We start from the raw sequence: 17,793 nt of genomic DNA, 5'->3' as shown, positions 1-17,793 counted from the left end.
TTTGCAAAATGTTAACTATATCTCATTTATGATTTAACATTTGATATACAGCAAACACGCACAACACAACGATAGCGAGCACTAACAAACAAAACATAAAGTGCAACGGGAAGGCCGTTCATACCGTTTCAGAGGCACTTCATTCCGTTCTTCATGCATTTCATGCCGTTTTTTCCTGGAATAAACGGCGCTTCGCTATCGTAGGCGGCAGATAACTTCCCTTAGATTCGCAGGACATCTGCCATGAACGCTGCCACCTACAACCGTACTCGCTGGTTAACCCTCATCGGAACCATCATTACTCAGTTCGCGCTGGGTTCCGTTTATACCTGGAGCCTGTTCAACAGCGCGCTGTCCCAGAAACTGGACGCGCCAATCAGCCAGGTCGCCTTCTCCTTCGGCCTGCTGAGCCTTGGCCTCGCCATCTCTTCTTCCGTGGCGGGCAAACTGCAGGACCGCTTTGGCGTGCGTAAAGTCACCATGGCGGCGGGTGTGCTGCTCGGAGCCGGATTGTTCTTCACCGCACATGCCAACAACCTGATGATGCTCTGGCTCACGGCGGGCGTGCTGGTTGGCCTGGCGGACGGCGCTGGCTACCTGCTGACGCTGTCGAACTGCGTGAAGTGGTTCCCGGAACGTAAAGGCCTGATTTCTGCCTTCTCCATCGGCGCCTATGGCCTCGGCAGCCTCGGTTTTAAATACATTGATACCCACCTGCTGGCGGCCTACGGCCTGGAAAACACCTTTATGATTTGGGGTGGCCTGGCGATGGTGATGGTGCTGTTCGGCGCCACCATGATGAAAGATGCTCCGCTGCAGGAAACTAAATCCGCAAACGGCGCGGCAAAAACCGATTTCACTCTCGCTGAATCTATGCGCCAGCCGCAATACTGGATGCTGGCTCTGATGTTCCTCACCGCCTGCATGAGCGGCCTGTACGTTATCGGCGTTGCAAAAGATATCGCTCAGGGCATGGTTCACCTGGATGCAATGTCCGCCGCCAACGCGGTCACCGTTATCTCCATTGCTAACCTTAGCGGCCGCCTGGTGCTCGGTATCCTGTCCGATAAAATTGCCCGTATCCGCGTGATAACTATTGGCCAGGTGATTTCTCTGGTCGGTATGGCTGCCCTGCTGTTTGCCCCACTCAACGAAGCCACCTTCTTTGCGGCCATCGCCTGCGTTGCCTTTAACTTTGGCGGCACCATCACCGTTTACCCTTCGCTGGTCAGCGAATTCTTTGGCCTGAACAATCTGACCAAAAACTACGGCGTGATTTACCTGGGCTTCGGCATCGGCAGTATCTGCGGCTCCATCATCGCCTCGCTGTTCGGCGGCTTCTACGTGACCTTCTGCGTTATCTTCGCGCTGTTGATTCTGTCGCTGGCAATTTCCACCACGATTCGCCAGCCGGTACGCGCCGTACTCAATCACAAGCACGCCCACGCCTGATAGCCTCGTCACACCCATATTAAGGCCGCCGAATAGGGCGGCCTTAACGCAATTCATCCCCGCCTCGCTTGCCCTCTTCAAACAAAAACACAACCACAGCAATGAAATAACCGTCTTTGGGGAGACTTTTTCACCACAAGCTGTATTATCCCGGCCAGGATAAATCCCCTTCTAACCGCCTTATCCTCTTTTCACGCGTCAGGCCAGCAGAGGGATGTCTCTCCTAAGACAACATTTGCTATCCAGAACAGTCCCACAGAGAAACGAGCATTATGGTACAAAAAACCAGCCGAAAATCGCTCTGGACATATCTTTATGTCACATTGCTTCTTATTGCAGCCCTGATCATCATTGCGGGTAACTCTCCGCGCGATATCTATCCCCTTGTTATCGCGGCAAGTGCCTTCATTTTTACCTGCGGACTGTTTTATTTACTCTCCGCCAGAGTCATTTTTGCCGTCGGGACCAGCAGCCTGCTGGTGATCCTGCTGCAATTTTGTAACCAGCTTAAGGTCCACTATTACAAAGACCAGCTGCTGTTTAGCGATTTTTACCTGATGGCCGATCCGGCCAATGCGGGCACGCTGCTACATTATCCTTCCGCCGGTATCGCCGTTGCGGCAATGATAGCGCTGCTTATCCTGACGATTATTATCAGCTGGCGCGCCGTACCGCGGCGGAAAGGAATGCTCGCCCCGCTGATTGCCCTCGGCGTGATGCTGGGCTCGGCGTCGACGCTTAGCCACAGCGTACTGAAGAATCAGCACGACTGGGCCACCAAACTACCTGGCGGAACCGGCGTGCTGTCAAACCTGGCGCTGTCAGGCATCCAGGCCAGCTATGACGCGCCAACGTTCCCTCAGGCAACGTCTCAGGAATTTATTTCCCGCGCGGCGGCGCTGAATAACAAGACAACCGCCTCAGCCAGCGTGAAGCCTGATATCGTTCTGCTGCTGCAGGAATCAACGGTGGATCCGCGCCTGTATAAAGTGCCTGATCCTCAATTACTGCCGCACTTCTCTATGTTTGAGCAGGACAGTAAGGTGAAAGCCCACACGCTGATGCGCGTGCAAACCTTCGGGGGCGGCACCTGGCTGTCTGAGTTCGCAGCCTTAACCGGAATGCGCAGCGATGATTTCGGGGCGTTGAAAAATTCGGTGTTTTATTCCGCGGTCGATCACGTCAACGACAGCCTGTTTAAGCAGATGAAAGACAACGGTTATTACACCGTGGTTCTGACGCCATTCAACAAATCGGCCTATAACGCCGGCCACGCCTACACCATGATGGGCGTGGATAAAATTATCCAGCCGCAGGAGTTGGGCTACCCGGGTGATTTGGCAGATAACCTGTGGCACATTCCCACCGCAGATGTCCTGAGCTATGTTAAAAAGCTCCTTGCCAGCCACACCGATAAACCCGTGTTTGTTTATGCCTTAACGATGTATGAACACGGCCCTTATGACGCAGGGCATGCCGATGATTACCAGCTCACGTCGGCGATGAAGAACAAGGATGCCGCCGGGAAATTCAGCCATTACGTTGAGAAGATTAAAAACTCAGAAACCGCGCTGGCTGACTTCTTCCAGTTTGTTGACCAACGCCCGCGTCCGACCATGTTTATGTACTTTGGCGACCACCAGCCAGCCATAGACTGGGCCAATGGCTACACCACGGAACAGGATGATCCGGTCCATCTTTCACAATTCAGCCTGCGGGATAATTATAATGCCCCGCCGGTGGCTGACCTGGGCGCCATCACCGACATCGCTTTCCTTGGGGGGATGTTGCTCGAACAGGCACAGCTAAAAGTGTCGCCGTTCTATCAGGCCAATATAGACATGCGCCATTTGTGCCAGGGCAGGCTGAATGATTGCCCGGACACAACGCTGTTTAATAGCTACCGGCATTATGTCTACGATGAACTGCATGCGGCCTCGAAGCCCTGATTCTCTTCGCTAAGCAGACGGCAAAAAGACCCCGGCCTAAAACTGGGGTCTTTTTTTGTTAAAAACCGGCCATTTCCTTCGAATTTTGCCCTCTTACCAGGAATCCTCTTCGTTTCACAAGCTTTTCAGAACTAGCTGGCGACTCCACGGTCTGAATAGCGCTTATATTTTTATATCGCCTGGATGCCCTGCATGAATTACATAAAAACATTATCCCAGCAAAAACTGTGTCTCTTGCTGGGGGTATACATTGGCTGGTTTTTGAATATCTCTGTTTTCTACCAACGTTTTGATAGCCGTGCCCAGCTCTTCATCGCCTGGAAGGGCCTGGCCGCCGCGGCAGAGTTTTTCGCCTGCCTGCTGGTGACGTTTTTCCTGTTACGCCTGCTGTCGCTCTTTGGCCGCAATCTCTGGCGGGTGCTGGCCTCCTTCGTGGTGCTGTGTTCCGTGGCCGCCAGCTACTACATGACCTTCTTCAACGTGGTGATTGGCTACGGCATTATTGCCTCGGTGATGACCACCGATATCGATCTTTCTAAAGAAGTTGTCGGCTACCACTTTGCCATCTGGATGACGCTGGTCAGCGCTATCCCGCTGTTCCTTATCTGGTTCAACAGCGCCCAGGACACGCTGCTTCAGCAGTTGAAAACCCCCGGCCAACGCATCAAAAATATCGCTATCCTGCTTTGTGCGGGCCTGCTGGTCTGGGCCCCGTTGCGTATGCTGGGTGAAATGCAGTCCGACGACGAGCATGGGTCAACGACGGATATGGCAAGCTACGGCGGCGTGGTGGCAAGCTCCTATGTGCCGGTCAACTGGGTCTCTTCCCTGGGGCTTTTTGCCTGGGCGAATGCCGACGAATCCACCGGCAACGGTTCGCTGATGAACCCGACGAAAAAGTTCACCTACGTCACGCCGCCCGGGCTGCACGACGCTTATGTGGTGTTTATTATTGGCGAAACCACGCGCTGGGATCATATGGGAATATTGGGCTATGGCCGTGACACCACGCCAAACCTCGCCAAAGAGAAAAACCTGGTCGCTTTCCGCGGGGAGTCCTGCGACACCGCCACCAAGCTCTCGCTGCGCTGCATGTTCGTCCGCGAAGGTGGGGCAGAAGATAACCCTCAGCGTACGCTGAAAGAGCAAAACATCTTCGCGGTCTTAAAACAGCTGGGGTTTAGCGCCGACCTTTATGCCATGCAGAGCGAAATTTGGTTCTACAAAAACGCCATGCCGGACACCCTTGCCTTCCGCGAACAAATCGCCGCCGAGCCCCGCAATCGCGGTAAAACCGTGGACGACATGCTGCTGGTTGATGAGATGAAGCAATCTCTCGAGCAGAATCCTGACGGCAAACATCTGATCATTCTGCATACCAAAGGTTCCCACTTCTCCTATGCCCAGCGCTACCCGCGCAGCTTTGCGAAATGGACGCCAGAATGCATTGATATTGGCAAAGGCTGTTCAAAGGAGATGCTGATTAACGCCTTTGATAATTCGGTCCTGTATGTCGATACGATGATAGACAGCGTGCTCGACCAGCTTCGCGATAAGAAGGCGATAGTCTTCTACGCCGCCGACCACGGCGAATCCATCAGCGACTCCATGCACCTGCACGGCACGCCGCGTAAAATGGCACCACCGGAACAATTCCGCGTCCCGCTGCTGGTTTGGGCCTCGGATAAATACCTGGCCAATCCAACGGCTGCCGACGCCTTTAAACATCTGCAAGAGCAGGCAGCCATGAAGGTGCCGCATCGCCACGTTGAGTTGTTCGACACCATCCTCGGTTGCCTGGGCTACACCTCGCCTAACGGCGGCATAAACGAGAATAACAACTGGTGCCACGTGCCGGATAAAGCGGCGAACTGAATAAAAAAAGCTCAAAACCTCTGAAGGTTATGAGCTTTATTTTCTGCCTGAAAGCACCTGCGGGTGCATTCATGGTTATTATTCTACAGGCACAAACTCCTCAATCGGCTCGCCCATGCTGTTCAGGTAGGTTCTGTATTTTACTTTACCAGAATCGCCGTCAGAGAAATCGTAGGTCCCGGTGCACTCGAGCTTATCCTTACAGGCTTTGACCGTAACCTGGTCGTAAGCATCAATCACTTTTACCCCAGCGTTATTGGAGTCCAACACGTCGTTATAAGCTTCAATTAGCGCCTTTATGACTTCCACCTGATTGCAATCGACGCGGCTATAATCTTCCGCTGCGGCCTGAAAAGAGCATGCACTTAACGCGGCGAAGAAAACGGCTGAGATACGTGCTTTGCCTTTTATCCCGCGACATGTTCAGCGACAGCGAGCTACCGCCCAGACTTGAGCTCCCGCCCGCTGACGCTGCTGAGGGTATTCCCGGCGTTCAGCGTCGTCTCGGTATGCGAGGTACCGGTGCCTTTCTCGTTGCCTTTGCCCTTGTTGGCGCTGGCGTTAACCGAAATGCCGTGGCTTTCGTTTTTGCCGTCCAGTTTCTGGCTGTTCAGGGATTAGGCGAATTTTGAGACAGGGGCGCTGCTCGAGGTGCGGGTGGTGCCCGGTTGCCTGATACTGACTGCCTGGGAGCCATTTCCGGCTCCGCCGCCTGAACCGGAGAGAGCCGCCCCAGCCTGAGCCGGAGAACATGCAGACGCTGAAGAAGGTCTGTAAGTCCTCCGCCCGCAAGCAAAAGCAGGTCACTAAGCTTATCGAGGTGATCGGCAAACCGAAGCGGTAAAGAGCTAACTGACTGGTGTATAAAGTAAAGAACCCAACCGTGGAGGGTTGGGATTTATTGCTAGATAAGATCTTACTTACTTTTTAGCGCAGGCACTTCATAGTAAAAAAACCATAGGATAATACTTGCTGGGATAGATCCAAAAGTAGCGCCTCTCAATCCTTTCCATAAGTTATAAAAATAAGAAGTACCTTCAGATAGATAAGTTAATCCTTCAAAAAAAAGGAAAAAAACCGTGACAATGGAGCAAATAGCAAGCTCAATTAGTAAGAAAACCTTAGCTAACACGACGAGGCTTTTCATCATTTATTTGCCTCAGATTTTTTTCTAAATATTTCGGTAATAGTTTTGATGCAGCAGAATCACCCATATTACCGACTATAGATGGTAACGGATCATCACCACTAATTTCAGCCTGGTAATAACCACTGGCTGCGTTCCATGTCACCGTAGGATTATATCCCTTACCGACTGTAATACCGCCAAAAATTACTGAAGCAATTACGTCAGACAGTTTTACTTCACCTGTTGTTCCATATTGAATACCTGCACTAGCTGCACCTGTAACACCCACAGCAATAAATTCTTGCTCAACAATATAATCATAGGCTGCACGCTGTTCCGGTGTTAGTTTTCCACCTGGTCCGCACGTCCGCCATTCATTGCCACAGAAAATACATACTGTTGTTCTGTTGACGACAGATTATCCAGCGCTGTTTTCGCTGCACCAATTCCGAGTAAAGCCCCCAGACCTTTCTCTGCCAGAGCATTACGACAGGCGGCGACTTTAGCACACCCCTGAATTGCCAGTTTTCCGCCCTGTACAACCAGACCCAGCGAGTTATTCTCAACTACATATCACGATAATAGAAAAACCATACTGGCAAACCTATCAATATTCCGACAAGAGCGACTTTAAAATAAGTAAACAGCTTAGCGATAAAAAATGACAGTATGTTCTCCCCTCCCCCAACCCAGTAACCAAGGAGACTGAACAACACAGCCATAATGAACAAAGCAATAAAAAGACTTGAGCATAGGTAAAATAAAGCAATAACAGACCTATATTTAATATTCATCACTATTTTCCCTTTTTATTTTTCAGCGCTTCATTCATACCCTCGGTAAACAACCCCGAAGCCGCAGAGTCCCCTGCGTTACCCACTATAGAAGGCAATGGGTTTTGAGTGACTGGTTTAGTAATTGTCCATACTCCTGTTGGGACCCATTCATACTGTTTTGATATTGGATTCAGTTTTTTATCAAACGGTACCTTAATAATGTTACCAGCGACATAGCCAACGGATGCACCAGCCTTACTCATCAGAGCGCCTATAAAGGGATCATCACCACTAATTTCAGCCTGGTAATAACCACTGGCTGCGTTCCATGTCACCGTAGGATTATATCCCTTACCGACTGTAATCCCGCCAACAATTACTGAACCAATTACGTCAGACAGTTTTACTTCACCTGTTGTTCCATATTGAATACCTGCACTGGCTGCCCCCGTAATACCCACAGCAACAAGCAACTCTTTGGAGTTATTCACCGCATTAGTAATAATCGCTTTGCCCCCCATTACCGCTACCGGCCAGGACGTTGGTGTCATAATCACATCCATAACTCTATCACTGGTTGTGATATTATCGTTCAGGAATTTCAGATCCGAGCCGTTAAGATATTTTACTATTGCCGCTGCATCCGGATCGTTCAGCTTCTCGCTTAACCTTACCTGATGCTTATTCGCATCCAGAGCAACGTTAGTGTTTGCCTGAATCAGCTCCTCCCAACTCACACAAGCCACACCGCCACCGGTACAGGCATCAATCAGTTCTTTACTATTTTTATTGCTGATATCGATATATTTTTCGACCACCTTTTTACAGTCACCACCAGATTTTTTGCATTCCTGCATTTCTTTATCAAGCTGACGAGCCTCTTTCTCACTCAGCCAGTTATTCTCAACCGTCGTTTTCCCGGTCTGTGCCCCTGCGACCGCATCTGCTGTACTGTTACCGGTTAATCCACCCGCCAGCCCTGCCGCCAGCGTTGCCAGCGCGCTTACCGTCTGCTTCTCCGTTTCACTCAGTTCGCTGACCGGCTTACCGTAGGCATTCGTCGCCACCATCCCGACCAGCTCTGCCGTGGCCGCTCCCGACGCGCCGACCAGTGCATTATTCCCCTGTGCCGCCGCCAGCGCCGCATTCACTGCCGCGTGAGCAAGTACCTTCCCGCCCGCGTCCAGCCCGCTGCTGCCGATGATATTCGCTATATACGGGGCCGAACCGCCCGCCACCGCTTTGGCCAGGTCGCCACCTGCCAGACCCTGTACCGCTGCCGTGGCCGCCTGAATGGCACGCTGCACTTTCCCGCCCGTACCAAAATCAGAGTCGGCAAACGCCCTGTCATAGAACGACTGATAAGCATGGCTGGCAACCTCTGCGTCAGTCGGCGTTTTATCCGGGCTAGCTTTAATCAACGCCTCTTTCGCCGCCTGAAGCTGCTCCGGGGTGACGCTCTTCATCTTCTCGTTCGCCACCCGGGTGGCTTCAATTTTGCCCTGCGTCGCCGCAATATTCCCCGCCTGCACCCCAACCTCGCCGATAAGCTGCGCCTCACGCAGCCGGTTCTGCTCTTTCTCTTTGTCGAAGATCGGGCTTAGCGTCTGGTTGGCGTGATCCGCGTCACGACTCAGGTTAGCCACATCCTGCTGCTGTTTCTCTTTATCGCGGATAACGATGGTGCCTTCGCTCACCGCCGACTTCGTCGTGGAGCTGGCACTGCCGGAGCCGTTCGCCCCCACCAGTAGCCCACTCGCCACGTTCCCCAGGAACTGGCTGCCCACGCTACCGCCCGAGCTGATGCCCACGCTCTGGTGCTCTACCTTGTACTCCGCGCTGTTCTCAATATCCTTAAAGCCCAGCGTCCCCGTATCCAGTTTATTTTTTCCGGCATCCGCCGTCGAGCCGATGACCGCCCCGTTCAGCTGCGTATGCTCGCCCACCGTAATATCAAACCCGCCTTTACCGGCAAAGATGCCCGTCTGCTCCTGCACCGACGCGTACGTACTGTGCATTTTATCCCGCGAGGCGTTGAGCGACAGCGAACCACCGCCCATACTTGCGCTCCCTCCGGCGCTCATATTGGTCTGCTTAGAGTCGTAATTGTCCGTGTCCTGCTCGCTGGTAAGCTGAAGGTTGCGGCCCACGTCCATCTTCACGCTGTTACCGCTCGCCTGCGCCCCGCTCAGCGTCGTGTCGCGCCCGCTGACGATATTGAGGTTATTCCCGGCATTCAGCGTCGTTTCGGTATGCGAGGTACCGGTGCCTTTCTCGTTGCCTTTGCCCTTATTGGCGCTGGCATTGACCGAAATGCCGTTCGCCCCGCTACCGAAGTTGATCCCCACGCCGTAGGCGCTGCCGTGACTTTCGTTTTTGCCGTCCAGCTTCTGGCTGTTCAGCGCGGACTCCAGCAACACGTCACGCTTCGCGTTCAGCAGCATGTCTTTGCCTGCCTGTAGCTCGCTGCCCTGTACGCGAATGTCGCCCTCGCTTGCCTTAATCGTCAGGTTATTCCCGGCGGTAAGCTGGCTGCCCTGGCTCTGGTTCGACGTCTGCGTTTGGGTCGATGTCGACGACTGGCTGCCCCAGGAGAGATTCACGCCCACCACGCTACCCGGCGAGCCGCCTTCGGCGTTATTCAGCTGATTCCCCTGGTAAGCCTCCACACCACTTAGCGCCGACTGCACGCCCTGTAGCGTGGCCAGGCGGCCGTTGCTCTCTTTTCTGGCGGAGTTTGCCTGGCTCACCGCCTGATTCACCGCGCTCCCCACCACGCCGGACAGCGCCAGCGTCAGGCCGCTGGTTTTTTGCTCGGTGATGTGGGTTTGCGTACTCTGATTTTCCGCCGCAAGAATGCTCACGTCCTTCCCGGTCAGCAGCAGATCCTGCTTCGCCAGCACCTCTGAGCCTTTCACCGTCAGCGCGTTACCGGTGCTCAGGTTCACGTTCCCGGCGGTGCTGCCCACCGTGCTGCCGGTGCTGCTCAGTGATTTGCCGTCGTCGGTAGTTTTCAGCTCACTCTTGCCATAGCTCACCCCAATCCCGCCGGTGCCGGACAGGCCGGAGGTTTTCTCCTGATACTGATGATTTTCCTGGCGGGTGTTTTCAGCCGTGGTTAAGGTCAGGTCGTTGCCGGCAGACAGATTAACGTCATGGGTTGCCGCCACGCTGCTGCCCTTCACGGTCAGATTATTTCCGGCCTGCAGGGTGATACTGTCGCCATCAAGCGTACTGCCCAGCGCGTCCGTTACCTTCACGTCGTCATGGGTGGTGATGGTCTTTTTCGACAGCCAGCCGCCGGAGCTTTGCCGGCTATTTTCGGTGACCTGATACGACGACTCGCCGCTGGTGATATTGATATCGTTGCCTGCCGCCACCGCAAGCTTATCTGCCGCAGTAACGCTTGCCGCGCGGGCGTTCACGTCGTGCCCGGCGCTCAACGCCACGGTGCCGTTACCGTTTATCTGGCTGCCGACATCCGTTGTCTGAACGACATGCCGGTCGTTGCCGCCGCCCCAGTCGCCGGATTCCGAGTGGGTGGTGGTCACGGTGTTCAGGCTCAGGTCATTGCCGGCCAGCAGCCGCGTTTTGCTATTTGCGCCGCTGTTGCTGACCAGGCTGCCGGTCAGGCTGATGTTGTTCAGCGCCTGCAGCCCCAGCTCGCCGCCATCGTTCTGCACGAAGATACCGGCAGGGCGGTCGATCCAGCTGTTGGTGCCATCTCCACGCGTGGTGGTGGTGCTATTGATGTCGCGGCCAGCCACGGCAATCAGGCCATCGCTGGCCTGCAGCGTTCCGCCTATGTTATTGATATCGGTCCGCGCCTGAAGACTGACGCGATTTCCACCAAGATATCCGCTGTTGGTGATGTTTTCGGCAGTGATTTGCGTAATTTCGCGTCCGCTGATATGTCCGCTGTTAGTGAGATCGTTTTTCACGTTCAGCGCAATGTTGCCGCCGGACATCAACGCCCCGCTGCCGTCGAGGTCTCCCGGCCGCACGCGGGCATAGACCTGCGGCACCAGTACGCTTTGTACCGACCCGTCAGGCAGCGTCACGTCCTGTTTCACCAGCCAGACCATATCGCTGGTCAGCAGCGCCATTTGCTGAGGCGTCAGCGCCACGCCCGGCGTGAGGTTGTATTGTTTACCAAACGCCACGCCTGCATCCATCAGCGCCCGATACTGATTCTCATCGTTATCAAACCCTTTCAGGAAGCGGTTCCCGGTCAGTTCAGTTATCTGCTGGCGGATCAGATTTTGCTCATAGAAGCCATCGCCCAGCCGCTTGAGGATGTTCCCGCCGTCCAGCGCGAACTGGCTTTGCATATAGTCGCTGCTGAGCCACTGCTTCTGATTGGTAAAACGCGGGTCGGTCTCAATCAGGAACGGGACGTCGTTCGACGGGTGCAGCTGATAAAGACTGTTATCGGGCAGGCGGAGGTCTGGCGGCGTGAGGCGAATTGCACTGTCCGGGCCGCTGGCAATCTCGACGATTTTCCCCGGTGGGACGGTAACAGGACGCTGCGCCAGCGCCGCATCCAGCTTGCCCGGATCGATTATATGGGTTGTAACACCACCGGTATCACGGCTTGAGATCGCCGTGCCGCTGCCGTTAATCAGGGCATTGCCCTGCCAGGCCATCTGCTTCAGGTCGATTTTTTGGATAATCACAGCCGGTTTGTAACTGCTGGTGTCTTTCCCCTGGCTGGTTTTGGTGCCGCCCAGTTTCTTTTTCTTCTTCTTGGCATACCAGCGCGTCTGGCTACCCACGTCGGTAATCACACGCTCGCCCAGGGTTGCCAGGTTATTCAGTTGAACTATCGTGCCGCCCAGCAGCCCACCGGCAACAACCGTGCTGTCGCGGTTATTCAGCTGATTGCTGTTGATGGTCAGGTTGCCGCCGGCGATGATTTTGCCCGGATCGGTCTCCACGACCTGCGTCTCTTTCACCGTCCGCTGGTAGTTGTACTCATAAAACTCTTCGCTCTGTGAACCGTCCGGCATCTTAGCCGTATGCACGCCGTACTTATTCTTTTTACTGGTATCGACCTTACTCCAGTCGTAATGCGTCGGAGAACCTTTCAGCGCCGCTTCGTGATGCGCAGAGTTTTCCGTCTCCAGTACCTGCGTTTTCAGGTTGTCATTGAGGTTATTAATCTCGCCAATATTGAGGGTCATATTACCGGCGGATTCCAGCGTCGAGCTGTGGTTATTGAACGTCAGCGCCTGCCCCTGAGCCTGCCATTGATCGTTGAGACTGCCGCCGATAGCCACATCACCTGCGCTGTAGATCATGGCGTGGCCGACGTTATTTAGCGTTCCAACGCCCAAATCCAGGCGCTGACGGGCAGCGATAACGGGGGCCACACTGTCTTTCGCTTCGTTATTTAGCGTTCCTGCCTGCAGGGCAACGCGGTCGCCATAAATACGCCCGGTGCCGTAGTTGTTAAGCGTGCCGGCGCTGATATGGGTTAAGCCGCCGTCCAGCAGCCCCCAGTTTGTCAGCGCCCCGCTTACCAGCAGGTGAGTTTCCCCGGCGCTTATCTCCCCGTTTGAACGGTTGAGCAATGCTGGAACGTTCATAGTCATTACGCCCCCGGCTTTCGCCAGGCCTTCATTAATTAGCCCCTCGGCAAAAGTGAAGCTGACGTTGCCGTTGGCAATAATCTGGCCGACGTTAAGCAGCGCTTTTTGCAGGTTCAGCGCCATTGCATCCTGCGAGAGAAGTTTGCCGTCGCCGGTCGCTGACCCGGCATCCAGCGTAAGCATCTTCCCGGCAATGAGCGTGCCCGCGCTGTTGGTAAGCGCCAGGCTCTGGCCGCCGTTCACCGTTAACTGATTGCCGGACGAAAGCAGGCCGCGCGTATTGTCCAGGACGCCACCCGAGTTAAGCGTCAGGGTATCGCTGCTGCGAACGGCGCCATCGATATTGTTGAGTGAGCCGGTATTCAGCGTTACCGACTGACCTTCGATGCCTTGCTGGTCTGAATGAGTGGTACGGTTGACTATGCTGGCGGCGTTAAGCGTCGCAGTTTTCCCGCTACGGATAAGCCCGCTGCCGTTTTCCAGCGCATTCTGCGTCGTGAGCTGCAGGTTACCCGCCACCTGAACCTGCCCGCCGGTGTTGTTGAGCGCGTGAGCGGTAATGCTCGCTTCACCTCCGACAGCAATCGTCCCGGCCTGGTTGTTGAACGGGTTACCGAGGGTGTCCAGCCGCGCATCTTCCGAGGCAACGATCCGCCCGGCGTCGTTCAGCAATACGCCACTCAGCAGGGTCAGATGCTTGCCTGAGGTCAGCTCGCCATGGCTGTTTACCAGCGCTCCGCCGCGAGTATCCAGCGAAAGCGATTTGCCCGCCTGAATCAGGCCCTGCTGGTTGTTGATGCCCTCATTGATAAGCGAAAGAGTGCCGTCGCTTGCCAGCGTGCCTGAGGTGTTATTCAGCGCCAGCGTGGTCAGGCTGGCGTCTTTGCCGGAGGCAATAAACCCGCCGCTGTTATCCAGCGCGCCGCTCTGCACGGTAAGCTGGCCCTGGCTCAGAACGCCGCCGTTTTTCCCGCTGTTGCGGTTGGTGAATGTACCGCCCGCTAAATCCAGAGAGAGATCCCCTCCCGCCTGGAGCAGGCCGGCGTCATTGTTTAGCTGGCTGCCGTTCAGGCTGAGGCTCTGCATGCTGGCTATCACGCCGCTGCTATTATCCAGCGCTCCGCCTTTGAGGCTCAGCGCCCCTTTGCCCGACAAGTTGCCGCCGCTGCGGTTTGTCAGGCTGCCGCCCTGTACGTTAACGTCCAACGTTGAGCCGGACTGGAGCGAGCCCGCGTCGTTATTCAGCTGGCTGCCGTTGAGCTGGAGTCCCCCGGCGCTGGCGATAACGCCATGTTGGTTGTCTAACGCACCACCGTTTACCGTCAGCGAGCCATTGCTGAAAATGCCTTTCTTGCCGCTGTTGCGGTTGCTGAGCGCGCCGCCCTGCAGGTCCAGCGCTAAATCAGTCCCAGCCTGAACCAGCCCCTCGTCATTGTTCAGCCCGCCGCTTTGCAGCTTCACGCTTTTGCTGGCGGCGATTACGCCCTGCTGGTTGTTCAGGCTTTGCTTCGCGGTGTTGACCTCGACCGCATCTGCCTGAATTCTTCCCTGCTGGTTATCAAGTTTCGCCCCGCTAAGCGTCAGCTTTTTACTGTTTGCGACAATGTTTCCGCCGCGGTTATCAATGCCGCCCGCATGAGCCAGTGTCAGTTCGCTATCTCCGCTTTGCTGTAACAAACCCTGGCGATTGGAAAGCTGGCTGGCGGTAAGGTTAAGTTTATCGGCGCTCAGGCTGCCGCCGTCATTGTTCAGCATCCCGTTGGTGCTGACCGTTATCTGCTGCGCCGCGACATTCGCTTTTTGGGTATGAACATCGCCCTGCGCTGCCGCTAGCTCCACAGAACCCGCCCGGTTCTGGCTGGCGCTAAAATCAATGCTTGTGCCCTTTGCCGTCAGCTTGTTTACCGCGCTATTCTGCCCGCTAACGGTGAGTTTGCCCTCACTTTGCATCGCCAGGTCGCCCGCCGCGCTGGCGGTACCGTCCGCTTTCATCCCTGCAGCAAGCACGCCGTGACTTGAAATATCATTGCGTGAGGCAAGCAGCACGTTGTTGCTGGCCTGGATCAGGCCGCTGTTGGTGATTGAACCATCGGCATTGACCACGACGTCGCCTGCCGAGGCTCCTATTGTTCCGGCATTGTGTACGCCGACGCCGGATTCCGTCCCTCTCAGCTGGATTTTATTGGCGTACATGCCGCCAAGCTGCGCCACATCCACCGCAAACTGTGGGCGCGCGCTGCCATCATCGGATTTCGCCGTCGCAGAACGATCGCTGGCGCGGACGTTATTCCGCCCGGTGGTTATCTCAAGCTCTCTCGCCTGAATAGTGGCGTTCACTTTTACCGCCCGGGCAATCAGTTCGGTCGTGTTCTGGCGCGAACTGTCCATCCCTCGCCCCTGCACGGTAATAGTGCCCCGGCTCACGTCGTAACCGGTTATCTGGCCGTTCGACAGCTGCACCTGCCCGGTGGTCAACGTTGTGCGGTTGGCGTTGATAAAACCGCAGCCGTTACAGGTGATCCCGGCCGGGTTAGCAATGACGATTTGCGCCTGCCGCCCCGCCACTTCCAGCATCCCATTGAGCTGGCTTGGATCGCGCGAGTTCACTTCGTTCAGAATGACCTTCGCCTCGCCTTTCGCCAGCCACGGGTTAGCCGCCACCATGCCGCCCAGCTGGGTTTGGGTCATCTGATGGGAGTTGTTTAAAATCGCCCCTTTCTGGTCGATGTCGAACTGGCTGTACTTATTCTGGGAAACCCCGGCCGCGCTCGGCGTCTGGATGTTGATCTGCGGTGTGCCGTTCGCGCTGTTTATGATGGTCGGCTGCTGCTGGCCTGGCGCGCTGCCGTCGGCCACGATGTCTGCCCAGGCCGGCGTGCTGACACAGCCCATCGCCAGTAAAAGACTGAAGCTAATGCGCCCGAGGCGGCTCATGCAACGGTGCTGAGTATGGCCCACGCCCTCGGATGGAGAGGACGCAGCTCGACCCGAGGCGGCAATATCCGGCACTACCATCAGCACGCCACGCGCTTTGTTAAACACGATGCGATAGAGATTCTTATTCATCCTTGAGTCCTCAATATTGCCAGTTCAGATTGAAACCGAACGTCACCAGGTCGGTGGTAAAACCCTGCGGCTTTGACAGTGGAATACCGGCGAAAATATCGTAGCTTGCACTCAGTAACAGCCCGCGTAGCCCGAGCGCACCGCCCGCCAGGTGATTGCCTACAAGATAAGGGCTACTGTGACCGCTCACTTCCCCGTAATCCACGCCGAGATAGAGCTGCTGACCCGGCAGCGGCGTAAACCAGCCAAATTCATTGCGAACCGTCCAGCCGTTATCCGCGCTCAAGGTACGCTCGCCGTCGAAGCCTCTCACCGTCCAGCGGCTGCCGATAGAAAACTGCTCCTGCGGTGTTAAAGGCGTGTTGGTCTTCTGCCGCATATACTGCACGTTGTAGCGGAAGTTTTGCCCTGCCAGCGCGAAAGGCAACTCAAGCTGGGCGTTCATCAGCAGGATTTTGCTCAGCGCCGTTGCCTCGCCAAAATACTCTTCGGTAGCAGGGATCGAACCAAACCAGCGGGTGCCTCGCTGGTAGCTGATACCGGCATCCAGCGTAGCGGCGTAGATATAGTGGCGATGCTGTAGCCCCACTTTCCAGGCAGCGGTTTTACGGCGCTGGGCGTCTATCTGGGTATCATCGAGAAAGTTTTTCGACTCACGGGTAATAATGTCGTAGGTAAAACTGGTCTTCTGGCTGCCGCTGCGGTGCAGAACGCGGCTTAGCTGAAAGGCGAGGTTATTGCTTTTTCCCCGGTAGCGGTAATCCCCGTTCAGCCCGGCGATAGTCTGGTAGTAGTCGTTGCTGCTGGCCGTCAGGCTCGTCATCCAGTAACCGAAAGGCACCGCGTATTGCCCGGTGTAGTTATGCGTCCCCTTTTCACCGTGAGGCTGCAGCGCACTGCCGGCGTTAAGGTAAAGCGTGTCGCTGAGGCTTAACGGGTTATCAACATAAAGCGTTACGCCGCCCTGATAGCGCCCTGTACTTCGGCTCCCGGAATCATCCAGCGACAGGCCAAGCCGCCACATACGCGACTGTTTCCAGTCCAGTAATATATCGCTCTCGCCCGGCTGTTCCCCGGGAATAATTTCCATATTGGCCTGAACGGTGGGTACGCGCTGGAAATTCTCCAGGCCTTGCTCGATATCGCGTAAATCCAGTAGCGCACCAGGTTTTGCCGGGAAACTATTTAATAACGAAACATAATGCCCGCTTTGCGGGGTAAATTTCACCTGCCGGATAGTGCCCGGCAAAATAGTAAGAATTAACTTGCCTGAATTAAGATTTTGCTGAGGGGCAAGTACACGGGTCGTGACGTAGCTGCTATCAATAAGACGATTTTGTAATACACTCATTAACTTATTAATGCCTTTACCGCCCAGACAATGCCCTACCCCGCGATTGGCTAATTTTTGCAGCGGCAGCCAGTGAGGTAATTTTTCGCGCTGCTGTAATTCAACCTGCTGAATGGGAAAACAAGGCGTTTCCTTTGGGAAATCAAGGCTGAACGAAGGCGTAGCCTGCGGTGACAGCCTGACGTCCGGCACCGGCGGTGCGAGTTGCGCCTCACGAGCACGCTGGCTTTCCTGTTGTCGAATAAGCTGCTCGTCAGCCAGTGGGGCGGAATATCCAGAATGAAGCAGTGAGAGTAAAACAATACCGCCATAAACAAAGAACTTTAGAACGCGCACAGAAATTCCCTTTAATTTTCACGCCATTATTGGCGCGAGGTCCATAAATCAACAGGTGAAAATTGCAGGCATTCCATTTACAGCAGCGTATTGATGAGAGCGTTAACAATTGTAGGAAGCCAATAATTGTTTCAGGTTATTAAGATATTAAATTAATGTCAATTTGTTATTTTTAGGAATTTTCCAATTATCTTACGTATTTATATAACGAATTAATTACTTGGATGAATACTTTAAATTTACCTCGCCAGACTCCCTATTAATTATA

The 17,793-nt window shown here is 54.7% G+C and carries 9 protein-coding genes; 4 read left to right on the top strand and 5 right to left on the bottom strand.

From position 1 onward, the window contains the following. The first annotated feature begins 243 nt into the window (after positions 1 to 243). From ACREYP_RS22785 to eptB, 3 genes are all read left to right on the top strand, one after another. Positions 244 to 1,452 carry an L-lactate MFS transporter gene (locus ACREYP_RS22785; protein ID WP_008460583.1) on the top strand — a complete coding sequence of 403 codons (1,209 nt, stop codon included), beginning with the start codon at positions 244 to 246 and terminating at the stop codon, positions 1,450 to 1,452. 272 nt (positions 1,453 to 1,724) lie between these two features. Next, on the top strand, positions 1,725 to 3,401 hold the full coding sequence (locus ACREYP_RS22780) for an LTA synthase family protein (RefSeq protein WP_336819347.1): 1,677 nt from the start codon (positions 1,725 to 1,727) through the stop codon (positions 3,399 to 3,401). 192 nt (positions 3,402 to 3,593) lie between these two features. Next, positions 3,594 to 5,276 carry a kdo(2)-lipid A phosphoethanolamine 7''-transferase gene (gene eptB, locus ACREYP_RS22775; RefSeq protein WP_336819346.1) on the top strand — a complete coding sequence of 561 codons (1,683 nt, stop codon included), beginning with the start codon at positions 3,594 to 3,596 and terminating at the stop codon, positions 5,274 to 5,276. Between the two features lie 78 nt (positions 5,277 to 5,354). On the opposite strand, the gene ACREYP_RS22770 is transcribed toward eptB, so the two are convergent. Then, entirely contained in the window at positions 5,355 to 5,585 is a 231-nt protein-coding gene (locus ACREYP_RS22770; protein WP_008460578.1) for a hypothetical protein, read from the bottom strand. Between the two features lie 128 nt (positions 5,586 to 5,713). Further along, complete coding sequence (locus ACREYP_RS22765; protein ID WP_353592082.1) at positions 5,714 to 5,848, bottom strand: hemagglutinin repeat-containing protein; 135 nt, start codon at positions 5,846 to 5,848, stop codon at positions 5,714 to 5,716. A gap of 179 nt (positions 5,849 to 6,027) precedes the next feature. Here ACREYP_RS22765 and ACREYP_RS22760 point away from each other — a divergent pair, with 179 nt between their 5' ends. Beyond that, positions 6,028 to 6,120, top strand: a complete 93-nt coding sequence (locus ACREYP_RS22760; protein ID WP_008460576.1) for a SymE family type I addiction module toxin — start codon at positions 6,028 to 6,030, stop codon at positions 6,118 to 6,120. A 277-nt stretch (positions 6,121 to 6,397) separates the two neighbouring features. Here the strand turns inward: ACREYP_RS22760 and ACREYP_RS22755 are convergent, their stop codons facing one another. The 3 genes from ACREYP_RS22755 to ACREYP_RS22745 form a co-directional block, all read right to left on the bottom strand. Further along, the gene (locus ACREYP_RS22755) at positions 6,398 to 6,694 is read right to left on the bottom strand and encodes a hypothetical protein (RefSeq protein ID WP_336819345.1); all 297 of its coding nucleotides are present in this window, start codon (positions 6,692 to 6,694) and stop codon (positions 6,398 to 6,400) included. A 507-nt stretch (positions 6,695 to 7,201) separates the two neighbouring features. Then, the gene (locus tag ACREYP_RS22750; protein WP_336819344.1) at positions 7,202 to 15,838 is read right to left on the bottom strand and encodes a hemagglutinin repeat-containing protein; all 8,637 of its coding nucleotides are present in this window, start codon (positions 15,836 to 15,838) and stop codon (positions 7,202 to 7,204) included. Between the two features lie 10 nt (positions 15,839 to 15,848). Beyond that, positions 15,849 to 17,525 carry a ShlB/FhaC/HecB family hemolysin secretion/activation protein gene (locus ACREYP_RS22745; protein ID WP_498881049.1) on the bottom strand — a complete coding sequence of 559 codons (1,677 nt, stop codon included), beginning with the start codon at positions 17,523 to 17,525 and terminating at the stop codon, positions 15,849 to 15,851. Positions 17,526 to 17,793 lie beyond the last annotated feature (268 nt).

Source organism: Enterobacter sp. TMH.L2, from assembly GCF_050847315.1.
Lineage (GTDB): Bacteria > Pseudomonadota > Gammaproteobacteria > Enterobacterales > Enterobacteriaceae > Cedecea.
Note: the sequence above shows the minus strand (reverse complement) of the source record. Positions and strands in the feature narration are given on the sequence as shown.